A 12,904-nucleotide genomic window follows, 5' to 3' on the forward strand; every position below is an offset into this window, starting at 1 on the left:
AAGAGGGTGCTTATCGCAAATAAAAAAGGATTTAACCCAAATAAAAGGTGTCTACCTACCACAAATAAACTGGTTTCCCGCAATTAGTCTGAATTACTAAATAAGAATTTTAATATCTCAAGAATAAGTATTTAGAAAATTTAAAATTAATAGTTGACACACGAACGTATGTTCGCATAAAATAAGTGTACAAGCAATAAATACGAACGCGCGCTCTGGTAAATTGTTTGTATAAATTAATTTTTAAACAAGGGGATGAAGAAATGGTTAAAATTTTTATTGATCCAGGACATGGGGGAACAGATCCAGGTGCAATCGGTAATGGACTTCAAGAAAAGAACATTACATTAAGTATTTCAACAAAGATTCGGGATATTTTAGTAGCGGAGTATGATAACGTCTCAATACTCATGTCTCGAACAGGTGATACTACAAGATCATTAAGTGAGCGAACAAATCAAGCAAACTCATGGGGTGCAGACTTTTTCCTATCTGTTCATGTAAATGCAGGTGGGGGAACGGGCTTTGAGAGTTTTGTCTATCCAGGTGTTGGGGCACCGACAACAACGTATCAAACGAATATTCACGATGAAATTATGAAGGTCAATCAATTAAATGACCGTGGGAAGAAGCAACAAAACTTCCATGTGTTAAGAGAAACTTATATGCCTGCGCTTTTAACAGAAAACGGATTTATCGACCACTCAAGTGATTCAACAAAGATGAAAAGTGATAGTTGGCTTACAGCAGTAGCTCGAGGTCATGTAAATGGAGTAGCGAAATGCTTTAACCTCCCAAAGAAAAACACAGCGATTTACCACACTGTAGTTTCCGGTGACACAGTTTACTCCTTAAGTAGACAATATGGAAGTACAATTGAACAAATTAGAGAATGGAACAATTTAGATGCAAATTACACTATTTATGTTGGACAAGTTTTACGAGTGAAGTAAGTAACAAGTAACTAGCAGAAAACGGAGCAGTGGCAATAGCCATTGCTTCTTATTTTTATCAAAGTAGACCACCATGCAAACGAACTTTGCACCATGGCATATGAAATCGAGTGGTTAGGGAGTTGCTACGATATTTTACCTTTCGAAATTTAGAACCGAGAGTGGAACGTAGCGGAAGGTGCGAGACTCCAGCGGGAAGAAGAGGAATCGGGAGACCCCACAGGGCGAAGCCCGAGGAGGCTCCCGTTTCTCCCCGCGGAAAGCGAGTACCTGCAGTGAAGTGAAACGGACAAACTTAAGAAAACCAACCTATTTTCAATGTAGACTTAAAGTATAAAGTATTGTTGATGTATTATGAAATGCTATTTTCCTAAATAAGGCTATATCACAAAGGTAGAAAGGACGGTATAAAAATGGAAATAACAGATGCAGTGTTCATTCCACTAATTATAGGGTTGGTTGAGATGTTTAAACGACTAGGACTGCCAGTAAAGTATGCTCCAGTAATAGCTGTCTTGATAGGGTTACTAGTTGGAATTTTGTATATGGATATCCCCTTCAAAGATGGGATTATAATCGGACTAGTATTTGGTTTATCGGCGAGCGGTTTATATAGTGGTACGAAACACTTAGTCCACGAATAGCAAAAAAATAACGCCTCTGCTTTTCAAAACAGAGGCGTTATCATGATAAAAGAAACCTTAATGGACATACTTCCCGTAATCAGGTTTTGCAATATCATCAAAATCATGAACCAATTTTTCTAAGCTACTTGTTAACAAATCACCAGACAGTGGTAAACCATGTCCAGTAACTGCGACAGTTGGCTTAAGTGCTGCTAATTTAGCAACAGATGCCTTCGCCGCATTCCAATCCGTTGTTAAATATCTAGGTGGCCCACTAATCTCTAGTTCTTGTGTAAATACTTTATATAAATATTCTTGTTTAACAGTGACGAATGCATCACCAACGATTAATGTACCATCATTTTCTCGATAAAAAGAAACATGACCTGGAGTATGACCTGGAGTGTGAATCCACTTAAATCCAGGCATATGCGGTACTGTTCCATCAGACGGGAATGGTTTTATGTGGTTTCCTAAATTTATTGGTTCATTAGGAAACATTGGGGACATTTTCGCAACCATGCCACCTTCGACCGTTGCGTCTGGTTCAGGGTAACTTTTTTCTCCTAATAAAAACGGCATTTCTAGTTCATGTGCGTAGACAGGAATTTCCCACCGTTTTACTAATTCAATAATTGCTCCAACATGATCGAAATGGCCATGCGTTAAAATAATTGCTTTAGGACGGCTATTTTCTCCAAATCGATTTTCAATAACAGAAATAATTTCTTCTGCTGAATCTGGCATACCAGCATCAATCAAAACAAAATCATTAGTATTTGGATCACCAACTAAATGAATATTTACTATTTGAATGGTATAGTTGTAAAGGTCAGGTAAAATATCTATTCCGACACCACTCCCAATAGAAGTAGCTGGAATAAATTTATAATCACTTCCATAACTCATTTCCTTTTCCAAAAAAATCCCTCCAAAAAATCTAATTCGGAGTTAGAATTCCCTAAAGTAATCATTTTTAAATGAACGGGCATTTGTCATTTAAAGGGGAGAAAGGAAAAATGCTCAGCCTTTAGCGACTGAACATTTTAGACATGATAGGTAGCTTTTGTTTTGAAAAAGGGAAGCGTTTTCATTAAAAGACACTTCATTTTTGCTCTACAGGTAAATTTAAAGTAGGTACATTTAGAAAATGTTTTATTGCTAAAGCGCATGCACCTAACACAGAAGATCTTTTCCCAATCGTTGAAATCGATAGTGAATGATAATGACTAATAGATGAATGTAAGTTCGCCGTTATCTTTTCTAAAGCGTTCGGGTATATACGTAACAGTTCACTATCTAATACAATTACTTCCGGGTTGTACATATTAATTAAATTATTAAGTCCGATTGAGATGTAATAGATAAACTTGTCCATTAATTGCTGAACTTCTTCATCACCTTGTGCGAGGAACTCTTCTACTTGTTCATAAGTCATCTGTTCGTTTTTTAATTCGGAAAGATGAGCAAAAAAACTTGATTCAGAAGCGTATTTTTCCCAACACCCTTTATTTCCACAATTACAAGTAATCCCTTCAGGTACGATGATCATATGCCCAATCTCTCCTGCGAAACCGTTATGACCGCGGAAAAATTCATTGTTCATCATCATTCCTAATCCAATTCCAGAATAATGCGTCGTACAAAGTAAATTATTTGTTTCGTGATGGATGTATGCTCTTTCTGCAAATGAACTTAAATTTGCGTTGTTTTCAAGATGGACAGTAATACCAATTTCTTTTTCCAAATCTACTTTCAAATGAATGTTCTTCCATTTTAAACGAGGTACGAAATGAATGGTTTCATCTTTTCCAACAAGTCCGTGTATGGCAATAACAATTCCGATAATCCCAAGGTCAGTATCCGTAAACGTATGCTTCAGTTTATTTATTTCTTCCACTAATATGGATAAAATTTCTGAATAGTCCGTAGTATGTAACTCAACCGTATGTGATGAAACGGGGCTACCTAATAAATCAGATAACATAAATGTTACTTGTCCATAATCGAGATCAATTCCTAGTGCGTAACCTACTTTACGATTAATAGATAACATAATTGGTTTACGTCCAACCGCATTATGTTCTACATGAGTCTCTACTACAAGTCCATCATCTATTAAATCGGCCACTTGGGCTGAGATTGTCGCTCTAGTTAGTTCTGTTGCTTTTGATAAATCAGCTCTAGATATAAATCCTTCTTTCACAATCTCTCCGATAATAATTGATCGGTTTATTTGTTTGATAAAAGAAGCATCACCAGTAACCATAATAATCCTCCATTTCAAGCGTAAAAGTTTACTTTCATTATAACAGTTTTCATCTAAGAAAAGATACGGATAACTTTGCGTTAGATTAAATAGGAAGAAAAGAATACGGATTGTCCAGTTTGTACGCCGCTACCCAAACGCCCTCCGCATTTCTATTGTCCAGCTCCGGCGGCTAGGTCCGGCTCGAACTTCACTTTTCCTCCGTACGATAAGTCAACATCGGCTCTCTACGTTCGCCGTGTTTCCTATATCTCCTGCGGAAAACCTCCAGTTTGATTGGACCTAAACGAGCCGCCTCCGCATTTCGGATTGACGAATATATAAAAAAGTGTTAAATTAGACATGTAATTAATTTGTTTAATAAACAAATTAAAGTAAAAGGTTAATTTAAATCGTTTTTCTTCAAATTTTTTTATATTTATGAAAAGGTTTACAGAAAATAAAATAGGTCATTATGTGTGAAAGAGGGGGAGAATGAATGAACACTTTTTTAAATAAGCATTTTTTATTAGATACGAAGGCTGCTGTAGATTTATATGAAAATGCAGCGAAAGACTTACCAATCTTTGATTTCCATTGTCACCTTGTACCAGAAGAGGTTTGGGAAAATAAACCTTACGAAAATATTACGCAATTATGGCTAGGTGGGGACCATTACAAATGGAGAGCTATGCGTATGCATGGTATTGGTGAAGAATTCATTACTGGAGAGAAAAGCGACTGGGAAAAATTCGAAGCTTGGGCAAAAACAATGCCTTATTTAATCGGAAATCCGTTACATCATTGGGCTCATATGGAGTTAAAAATGTTCTTCGGAATCGAGAAAATTTTAAGCCCAGAAAAAGCACGTGAAATTTATGATGAGTGTAATGAGAAACTTGCACAGCCTGACTATAGACCAAGATCATTTATTGAAACAGCAAACGTAAAGTTTATCGGTACTACAGATGACCCAGTTTCTACATTAGAATATCACCAAAAATTAAAAGCAGATGAAACATTTGATGCAATTATCGCACCAACATTCCGACCGGATGGAGCATTATATATTGAACGTCCAACTTTTCATAACTGGGTAAAAACGTTAGAAGAAGTGTCGGATGTAAAAGTTACTGATTTAGATAGCTTCCTACAAGCATTACAGCAACGTGTTGATTACTTCCATGAAAATGGTGGTAGAGCATCTGACCATGATATTCAAAAGTTAGAATATGTGGAAACAACAAAAGAAGAAGCAGCTCCTATTTTTGCAAAACGCTTAAATGGTGAAGAACTAACTGATAACGAATTAACTGCTTATCAATCTTTCTTACTAAAACAAGTAGGTATGATGTACGCAGAAAAGAGCTGGGTAATGCAGCTTCATATGGGTGCAATGCGTAATAATAATACGAGAATGAAAGAATTAATCGGTCCTGACACTGGATTTGATTCTATTGGCGAAAAGAATTTTGCAGAAGGCGTTTCTAAGTTTTTAGATGCGTTAGAAATGGAAAATAAATTGCCAAGAACGGTCCTTTTCAACTTAAATCCGAAAGATAATGCCGTTTTAGCTGGAATGATGGGTAACTTCTATGAAGCTGGAGTACCTGGAAAAATTCAATTCGGTTCTGGTTGGTGGTTTAATGACCATATCGACGGAATGGAAAGGCAAATGAAAGACTTAGCAAACGTTGGTTTATTAAGTCACTTCATCGGAATGCTTACAGATTCTCGAAGCTTCCTATCTTATGCACGTCACGACTATTTCCGCCGCATTTTATGTAACATCTTAGGTGATTGGGTGGAGAGAGGTTTAGCTCCAAACGATCCGAAGTTTTTAGAGGAAATGGTTCGTAATATCGGATACAACAACGCTGAAAAATATTTCTTAGAGCGCTAATTCATTTTTATAAAGGTGGCTGTCTACTCGCGATAGTATTGCGGGTGAGACGGTCACTCTAATACTAAAACCATTTGATAGGAAAGGTAGAGAATATAATATGTCCAAACAACAAATTGGTGTAATTGGTTTAGCAGTAATGGGTAAAAACTTAGCACTTAACATTGAAAGCAGAGGTTATTCCGTAGCAGTATTTAACCGTTCTTTCGACAAGACAGAAGCATTTTTACAAAATGAAGCAAAAGGTAAAAACTTCGTTGGTGCAGAAACAGTTGAAGAATTTGTTAACTCTTTAGAAAAACCAAGAAAAATTTTACTTATGGTAAAAGCAGGGGATGCAACGGATGCAACAATTGACTCTTTAAGACCATACCTTGAAGAAGGCGATATTATTATCGATGGCGGAAATACGTATTTCGAAGATACAGTTCGTCGTAACAAAGAATTAGCAGAAGCGGGACTAAACTTCATTGGTACTGGTGTTTCAGGTGGAGAAGAGGGCGCGTTAACTGGTCCTTCTATTATGCCAGGTGGTAAAAAAGAAGCTTACGAGCTAGTTCAGCCTATTTTAGAAGCAATCTCTGCAAAAGTAGAAGGCGATGCTTGCTGTACGTACATCGGTCCAGACGGTGCAGGCCATTATGTGAAAATGGTTCATAATGGGATTGAGTATGGCGATATGCAATTAATTTCAGAAGCATACTTCATTTTGAAAAATGTATTAGGCTTAAGCGCACAAGAGCTTCATGAAGTGTTCGCTGACTGGAATAAAGGTGAGTTAGATAGCTACTTAATCGAAATTACTGCTGATATCTTCACGAAAGTTGATGAAGAAACAGGTAAACCGTTAGTAGACGTTATTTTAGATACTGCTGGACAAAAAGGTACAGGTAAATGGACAAGTAAAGATGCATTAGATCTTGGTGTTCCACTACCAATCATTACAGAATCCGTATTTGCTCGCTTCATTTCAGCAATGAAAGAAGAGCGTGTGAAAGCTAGTAAAATGCTTGCTGGCCCAGAAAGTAAACCATTTGCTGGTAATAAAGAAGAGCTTATCGAAGCAGTTCGTAGAGCACTTTATATGAGTAAAATTGTTTCTTACGCACAAGGTTTCGCGCAAATGCGTGCTGCAAGTGAGGAACGTAATTGGAACTTAAACTATGGTGAGATTGCAATGATCTTCCGTGGTGGTTGTATCATCCGTGCGCAATTCTTACAAAAAATTAAAGATGCGTATGATCGTGATGCAAACTTAGCGAACCTTTTATTAGACCCATACTTTAAAGAAATCGTAGAAGGTTACCAACAAGCACTACGTCAAGTTGTGGCAGTAGCAGTAGAGCGTGGAATACCTGTACCGTCATTTGCTAGTGCAATTGCATATTATGACAGCTACCGTACAGAAACATTACCTGCAAACCTTCTTCAAGCTCAACGTGATTATTTCGGTGCTCATACGTACCAACGTGTTGATAAAGAAGGAGTATTCCATACAAACTGGATGAGTAAATAATAAGTGACATCAGAGGCAAAACTAGCAAAAAAGAGCTTGTTTTGCCTCTTTTTTAACATTTTTTTAGTTAAAATTGATATGATAGAGCAATCTCAGTCAAATTTTATAAAAAACTAAGCATTTGTAGAAAACGATTTTTGTAAGCAGTTACATTACAATATAACTATACCGTTACTAGTAAATACATTGCTTTAACAAGAAGCGATGTTACGTATAAAAATGATTGTTAACGGTTACATGAGGGTGTGGAAAAATGGATCAATTTAACGACATATATAAACAACTAAATATGACAGATAACTGGCTCAACGCCTTTTATCGAATTCAAGGGCTAGAGTCGTATGAGTTTCCATTTCATTCCCATCACGAATATGAAATCTATTTTTTCTGCTCAGGTGATTGTAAATATTTAATAAATAACCACATTTATGAATTAGAGCCTGGCGACATTATTTTGTTAGATGGGTTAACGTTGCATAAACCAAATCCGAATAAAAATACGGCTTATACGAGAAGTATGCTTCATTTTTCACCAGATTGGGTGAAGGAGCTTTTACCTTCTTTAGGAATACCGAATCTACTTGATCCATTTCGAAAGCTCAACAATTTTTTAATTCGAACAGGCTATAACGAGTCAGGTCAATATGTTGACGAAAAAATGAAAAGAATTGCAATGATGCAGTCCCAATTAGGGGAAGAAAAGCAACGAACAGGTAAAGAGAATGAAGTACTAAAAGCAGAAGTAAAACTGGAACTCATTCAGTTATTAGTCAAAATTTATAAAATGAGCCAAGAAGAATTAGCTCAAGTGTCCAATAAGAAATCAGAAAAAGAGTTACATGCTGAAAATATCGCAACATGGATTAATGACCATTTTAAAGAAAAGATTAGTTTAGATCGCCTAGCGGAAGAACTAAATCTTAGTAAATATTACGCTTCCCATGTGTTTAAAGAAGTTACCGGTTTTACCGTGATGGAATATGTAATGGGATGCAGGTTAAGAGAAGTGAAATTTTTATTAGAAACGAAGCCAAAAGAAACGTTGGCCGACATTTCAAGAGAAGTAGGATTTGAAAGTGTCGCCCACTTTAGTCGATTTTTTAAAGAAAAAGTCGGGATGACACCGTCTCAATATCGTAAAACAAGATTACAGTAATTGCTTTAAGGGAGGAAGACTTAATGTTTGAAGGAATCCATATTTCAGGTTTTTCTGATGAAATTTCATCAGACTTTAACACTCAGTTAGAAGTTGTCGCTAATCTTGGGATGAACTATATATCACTACGTGGTATTGATGGAAAAAATATTGGGGATTTTACAGCAGATGAAGTAAAAGAATCTGTACTACCAAGGTTAAATGCTGCTGGAATTAAAGTATCTTCTGTCGGTTCTCCAATTGGAAAAGTGTTCATTAATGATGAAGAAGGCTTTGAAAAGCAAAAAAGTATGCTAGAAGAGCTTTGTCAAATTAGTAAATTACTAGATTGCAAGTACATTCGAATTTTTAGTTTTTATATACCTAAAGGAGAAAATCCAGACGGATATCGCGATGCTGTCGTTAGCAAAGTGAAAGAATTTGCTCAAATTGCTGAGAAGCACAACATCGTTCTTTTACATGAAAACGAGAAAGATATTTTCGGTGATATTGGCAGACGTTGTGACGACCTATTAAGATCTGTGGATTCTCCAAGCTTTAAAGCAATTTTCGACTTCGCTAACTTCGTTCAATGTGGAGAAGATACACAAGTTTGTTACGACCTACTAAAAGATTTAGTAGAGTACATTCATATAAAAGATGCAGTAACAACAGATAGTCAAAACGTTGTATGTGGTACAGGGGAAGGAAAGATACCTGAAATTTTAGAACAAGCTATTTCCTCTGGATATAAAGGGTTCTTAACATTAGAACCACATTTAGTACTTTTCGACTCATTAAAAGATTTAGAGTTAGAAGATGCTACAGAAGTAATTAAAGATGATAAAGGTTTAGACGGTGCTGGCGGTTATAAGCTTCAATACGAAGCTCTATTAAATATACTAAATCAAATCGAAAGTAAGGGGGAGTAATAATGAAAAAAGTAAGATTAGGTATTATCGGGTTAGGTGCACAAGGTGGAGCATATGCAGGGTTTATTAAAGAAGGTAGAGTACCAAACATGGAAATCGGTGCAATTTGTGACATCGATCCAGCTAAAAAGCAAGAATCTCAAGAGAAATATCCAGAAGTTCCCTTTTATGATAACTATATTGAAATGTTAGAAAGTGGCGACGTTGATGCAGTTGTAACGTGCGTACCGCATTACTTACATCCAGAAATGGGAATCGAGTCTATTAAACGTGATGTCCACGTACTAGTAGAAAAGCCAGCTGGTGTTTATACAAAGCAAGTTAGAGAGTTAAACGAATATGCAGCTACAAAACCTGAAGTGAAGTTCGCGATCATGTTCAACCAAAGAACAAACCCACTCTATCAAAAATTAAAAGAAATTATTGATAACGGGGAAATCGGTAATATCCGTCGTACAAACTGGATTATTACGAACTGGTGGAGACCACAAGGTTATTATGACCAAAGTGAGTGGAGAGCAACTTGGAGCGGTGAAGGTGGCGGTGTCCTTGTAAACCAAGCTCCTCACCAATTAGACTTACTACAATGGATTTGTGGAATGCCTGAAAAAGTTTACTCAAACGTAAAATACGGTTACCAACGTGACATTGCGGTAGAAGACGAAGTAACAGCTGTATTAGACTACGGAAATGGTGCGACTGGTGTATTCGTTACTTGTACACATGACGTTGTCGGAACAGACCGCTTTGAAATCCTTGGAGATAAAGGGAAAATCGTTGTGGAAGATAGCAAAAAAGTAACGATTAAACGTTTAAATAAACCAGAAAACGAAATGAGCGCAAGCATGAGCATGCAAGATGTGATGAGAATCTTCATGGGTGGCAGCACAGATGATATTTATAGTGAAGAAGTATTAGAGTTCGGTAGTGCATGGGGCGTTCAACACTCCGCAGTATTAGAAAACTTCGCGGCAGCTATTTTAGATGGAACAGATCTTTTAGCTCCTGGTAGCGATGGTATTTTCGGAGTACGTTTAGCGAATGCGATTCACTTATCTAGCTGGTTAGGTAAAGAAGTAGAAACGTCATTTGACGAGGATGTATTCCTTGCAGAGCTAAATAAAAAAATTGAAGAAGAAAAGAAAGTAGAAGTAAAGTAAACTTCATAAAAGACAGACGAACTTAAGGCGCAATTTCCCCTTAAGTTCGTTTCCTAAAGGGGATCGTCATATGCTGAAAATAGCAGTTATAGGTTTAGGAGATATATCTCAAATACACATTCCAGCGATACAAGCTAACCCAAATGTTCAACTTGTTGCCGCATGTGATATAGATGAAACGAAAAATGTGTATGACTCTAACATCCAATTTTATACGGATTATGAATCGATGTTAAAAAACGAATCGTTAGACTGTGTTCATATATGTTTACCACACTATTTACATTACCCTGTTACAAAAACTTGTGTAGAACATGGCGTGAACGTGTTTCTTGAAAAGCCTCTTGGACTGAACGAGCAAGAAGGATTAGAACTCGTGAAACTAGAGGAAGCTAATCCAAATGTAAAAATATGCGTTTGCTTCCAAAATCGTTTCAATGAGACGTTTGAAATGCTATACGACGCTGTTCAAACAGAAAAGTATGGGAAAGTATTAGGTGTGAAAGGGTTAGTAACTTGGTATCGACCGAAGTCTTATTATGAAACGAAACCGTGGCGTGGTCAAATGGACTTAGCAGGTGGCGGAGTGATGATTAACCAAGCGTTACACACTGTAGATTTAATGCAATTACTAGGTGGAGAAATCGAATCGATTAAAGGCTCTATCGACCAATTGCTAGACTATAACATTGAAGTGGAAGATACGGCAACTGCTAGAATTCAATTTCGAAATGGCGCAACCGGTTTATTTTTCGCAACAAATTCGAACTATGGTAACTCTAGTGTCGAGCTACAAGTTATATTTGAGCACGGCAAGTTAACGATTAAAGACAGTATTTTAACTCGAGTGGATGACGAAGGTAAAAAAGAAAGATTAATAGAAGATTCAAGATTACCTGGTACAAAGTTTTACTACGGTGCAAGTCATATGAAGCTCATTCACCATTTTTACAAGTGTATTGCAAATGATACGAACGATTATATACATGCGAAAGATGCTTTACCATCCTTAACAATTATCGATGCAATTCGAAAGTCTTCTGAAACTAACAAACGAATTCAAATGGAGGGATAAGGAATGAAAAAAGGTAAAATTGGCGTACAAATGATGATGTTAAAAGATAAAGTAGAAGAACTTGGTGTGTACGAGACGATGAAAAAGATACACGGGCTAGGTTTCAGTGCGGTGGAAGTATCACAAATTCCAATGACAGAAGAAAATGTTGCAGAGTTAAAACGTGCGAGCGAAGACTTCGGAATTGAAATCGCCGCGTTATCAGCAGCATTAGAACCAATGATGCCAGGAATGCCAGGGGAAACGTTATCTGCTGATTTTGACAAGATCGTAAATGACTGCAAAACGTTAAATTGTAATTTCCTTCGCATCGGAATGCTACCACTCACAACAATTGGCCATAAAGATAAAATTATGGAATTCGTTCAAAAAGCAGATGAGGTAGCAGAAAGATTAGCAGAGCACGGAATTGACCTTTATTACCATAATCACCATATTGAATTCCAAAAATACGACGGCGAATATTTATTCGATATTATTAAAAACAACACATCTAAGCTTGGCTTTGAAATAGACGTTCATTGGGTTCATAGAGGCGGCTTAAACCCGGTTGATGTAATTCGTAAATACGAAGGACGCGTTTCATTAATTCACTTAAAAGATTACCGTATTGGTCAAATGGACTTAAGTGTAATGGAAGGCGGATTTGATAGAGATAAGTTCTTCCAAGCGTTTAATAATACAGTTCAATTCGCAGAGCTTGGCCAAGGTAGTTTAGACTTTAACGCGATTATTGATGCTGGCCTAGAAAGTGGATCTCAATACTTCTTAATCGAGCAAGACGACGTATACGGACGCGATCCATTCGATTGCTTAAAAGACTCAGCAGAACATTTAAGAAGCATCGGATATGCGGATTGGTTTTAATAGATAAATAAACTTATTGGGAAGGCCTTTGTATAGGGTCTTCTTTTTTTGGCTCTGTCTAATTGCGACTGGAATCTATCTGTAGTTGTTCAGATATGAGCGGATGTTGACCAGAAACTGTAGGTTGTTGAACAGAATCGGCGTTGTGTTGTTTAGAAAGTGAGAATGCATAGGATATGACTGTCTGGAAGAGTAGTAATTGTTCAGATATGAGCGGATGTTGACCAGAAACTGCAGGTTATTGAACAGAACCGGCGTTGTGTTGTTTAGAAAATGTGAATGCATAGGAAATGTACGTCTGGAAGAGGGGGAGTTGTTCAGAATGAATCGGATGTTGTCCAGAAACTGCAGGTTATTGAACAGAATCGGCATCGTGTTGTTTAGAAAGTGAGAACGCATAGGAAATGTGCGTCTGGAAGAGAAGTAGTTGTTCAGATTTGATCGGATGTTGACCAGAAACTGCAGGGTATTGAACAGAATCGACGTTTT

The 12,904-nt window shown here is 37.0% G+C and carries 11 protein-coding genes; 9 read left to right on the forward strand and 2 right to left on the reverse strand.

Annotated elements, in window-relative coordinates:
• Positions 1 to 263 precede the first annotated feature (263 nt).
• Together BC6307_RS01115 and BC6307_RS01120 are read left to right on the forward strand one after the other, a co-directional pair.
• Positions 264 to 953 carry an N-acetylmuramoyl-L-alanine amidase family protein gene (locus BC6307_RS01115; RefSeq protein WP_066421392.1) on the forward strand — a complete coding sequence of 230 codons (690 nt, stop codon included), beginning with the start codon at positions 264 to 266 and terminating at the stop codon, positions 951 to 953.
• A gap of 413 nt (positions 954 to 1,366) precedes the next feature.
• The gene (locus tag BC6307_RS01120; RefSeq protein WP_066421396.1) at positions 1,367 to 1,597 is read left to right on the forward strand and encodes a hypothetical protein; all 231 of its coding nucleotides are present in this window, start codon (positions 1,367 to 1,369) and stop codon (positions 1,595 to 1,597) included.
• A 57-nt stretch (positions 1,598 to 1,654) separates the two neighbouring features.
• Here the strand turns inward: BC6307_RS01120 and BC6307_RS01125 are convergent, their stop codons facing one another.
• Together BC6307_RS01125 and BC6307_RS01130 are read right to left on the reverse strand one after the other, a co-directional pair.
• Positions 1,655 to 2,500 (reverse strand): MBL fold metallo-hydrolase, encoded by an 846-nt coding sequence (locus BC6307_RS01125; protein ID WP_066421398.1) that lies wholly within the window; start codon positions 2,498 to 2,500, stop codon positions 1,655 to 1,657.
• 184 nt (positions 2,501 to 2,684) lie between these two features.
• On the reverse strand, positions 2,685 to 3,848 hold the full coding sequence (locus BC6307_RS01130) for an ROK family transcriptional regulator (protein ID WP_066421401.1): 1,164 nt from the start codon (positions 3,846 to 3,848) through the stop codon (positions 2,685 to 2,687).
• A 478-nt stretch (positions 3,849 to 4,326) separates the two neighbouring features.
• Here BC6307_RS01130 and uxaC point away from each other — a divergent pair, with 478 nt between their 5' ends.
• From uxaC to BC6307_RS01165, 7 genes are all read left to right on the forward strand, one after another.
• On the forward strand, positions 4,327 to 5,730 hold the full coding sequence (gene uxaC, locus BC6307_RS01135; protein ID WP_066421415.1) for a glucuronate isomerase: 1,404 nt from the start codon (positions 4,327 to 4,329) through the stop codon (positions 5,728 to 5,730).
• Between the two features lie 100 nt (positions 5,731 to 5,830).
• Positions 5,831 to 7,246 (forward strand): NADP-dependent phosphogluconate dehydrogenase, encoded by a 1,416-nt coding sequence (gene gndA / locus BC6307_RS01140; protein WP_066421414.1) that lies wholly within the window; start codon positions 5,831 to 5,833, stop codon positions 7,244 to 7,246.
• A 253-nt stretch (positions 7,247 to 7,499) separates the two neighbouring features.
• Positions 7,500 to 8,402, forward strand: a complete 903-nt coding sequence (locus BC6307_RS01145) for an AraC family transcriptional regulator (protein WP_066421412.1) — start codon at positions 7,500 to 7,502, stop codon at positions 8,400 to 8,402.
• 23 nt (positions 8,403 to 8,425) lie between these two features.
• Positions 8,426 to 9,313 (forward strand): sugar phosphate isomerase/epimerase family protein, encoded by an 888-nt coding sequence (locus BC6307_RS01150; RefSeq protein ID WP_066421411.1) that lies wholly within the window; start codon positions 8,426 to 8,428, stop codon positions 9,311 to 9,313.
• A 2-nt stretch (positions 9,314 to 9,315) separates the two neighbouring features.
• Positions 9,316 to 10,473 carry a Gfo/Idh/MocA family protein gene (locus BC6307_RS01155; protein WP_174522397.1) on the forward strand — a complete coding sequence of 386 codons (1,158 nt, stop codon included), beginning with the start codon at positions 9,316 to 9,318 and terminating at the stop codon, positions 10,471 to 10,473.
• Between the two features lie 70 nt (positions 10,474 to 10,543).
• Entirely contained in the window at positions 10,544 to 11,548 is a 1,005-nt protein-coding gene (locus BC6307_RS01160; protein WP_066421407.1) for a Gfo/Idh/MocA family protein, read from the forward strand.
• 3 nt (positions 11,549 to 11,551) lie between these two features.
• Positions 11,552 to 12,415: a sugar phosphate isomerase/epimerase family protein gene (locus tag BC6307_RS01165; RefSeq protein WP_066421404.1), complete on the forward strand. Its 864-nt coding sequence runs from the start codon at positions 11,552 to 11,554 to the stop codon at positions 12,413 to 12,415.
• Positions 12,416 to 12,904: the final 489 nt, after the last annotated feature.

It is taken from the genome of Sutcliffiella cohnii (genome assembly GCF_002250055.1).
GTDB lineage: Bacteria > Bacillota > Bacilli > Bacillales > Bacillaceae_I > Sutcliffiella > Sutcliffiella cohnii.

Excerpts from the sequence above, each read along its gene's own strand:
- BC6307_RS01130 (WP_066421401.1), bottom strand. The coding sequence starts at position 3,848 with ATGGTTACTGGTGATGCTTCTTTTATCAAACAAATAAACCGATCAATT.
- BC6307_RS01145 (WP_066421412.1), top strand. The coding sequence starts at position 7,500 with ATGGATCAATTTAACGACATATATAAACAACTAAATATGACAGATAAC.
- BC6307_RS01155 (WP_174522397.1), top strand. The coding sequence starts at position 9,316 with ATGAAAAAAGTAAGATTAGGTATTATCGGGTTAGGTGCACAAGGTGGA.
- BC6307_RS01150 (WP_066421411.1), top strand. The coding sequence starts at position 8,426 with ATGTTTGAAGGAATCCATATTTCAGGTTTTTCTGATGAAATTTCATCA.
- BC6307_RS01165 (WP_066421404.1), top strand. The coding sequence starts at position 11,552 with ATGAAAAAAGGTAAAATTGGCGTACAAATGATGATGTTAAAAGATAAA.
- gndA (WP_066421414.1), top strand. The coding sequence starts at position 5,831 with ATGTCCAAACAACAAATTGGTGTAATTGGTTTAGCAGTAATGGGTAAA.
- BC6307_RS01115 (WP_066421392.1), top strand. The coding sequence starts at position 264 with ATGGTTAAAATTTTTATTGATCCAGGACATGGGGGAACAGATCCAGGT.
- BC6307_RS01120 (WP_066421396.1), top strand. The coding sequence starts at position 1,367 with ATGGAAATAACAGATGCAGTGTTCATTCCACTAATTATAGGGTTGGTT.
- uxaC (WP_066421415.1), top strand. The coding sequence starts at position 4,327 with ATGAACACTTTTTTAAATAAGCATTTTTTATTAGATACGAAGGCTGCT.
- BC6307_RS01160 (WP_066421407.1), top strand. The coding sequence starts at position 10,544 with ATGCTGAAAATAGCAGTTATAGGTTTAGGAGATATATCTCAAATACAC.